At 70.7% G+C, this 434-nt stretch carries 1 protein-coding gene; it reads left to right on the plus strand.

Annotation, left to right across the window (positions count from 1 at the left end):
• Positions 1-434: replication-relaxation family protein (locus ACLQ24_RS30290; protein ID WP_425895149.1), on the plus strand; the 434-nt coding region annotated here is incomplete at both ends.

The raw sequence follows: 434 nt of genomic DNA on the forward strand, positions 1-434 counted from the left end.
CTCGCCCAGTTGCACCAGATGGAGGCGGTCAGCCGGTTCGTGGACGTCACCACCGGCAGCGGCCAGTACCTCTACACCCTCGGCCCGCTCGGTGCCGTGGTCCACCCCACCCAGTTCAACGACCCGAACCAGGCCGGTGCGCGAGCGCCGAGGACCAGCATCGAACGGACTGAACGCATCATCGGCAGCCGCCGCCTGGCCCACCTGCTCGGCACCAACCAGCTGTTCGTCGACCTCGTCGACTACGCCCGCACCGACGAGCACGCCCGCTTGGCCCGGTGGTGGTCCGAACAGCACACCACCGCCGCCTTCGCCGCCGCCTCCTACGCCGCCGGCAGCGGGGCCGGTGTCCAGCCTGACGGGCACGGCATCTGGCACGCCGGAGGGCGCACCGTCGGGTTCTTCCTCGAACACGACAACGGCACCGAACCCCT

It is taken from the genome of Micromonospora sp. DT4, from assembly GCF_049841675.1.
GTDB lineage: Bacteria > Actinomycetota > Actinomycetes > Mycobacteriales > Micromonosporaceae > Micromonospora.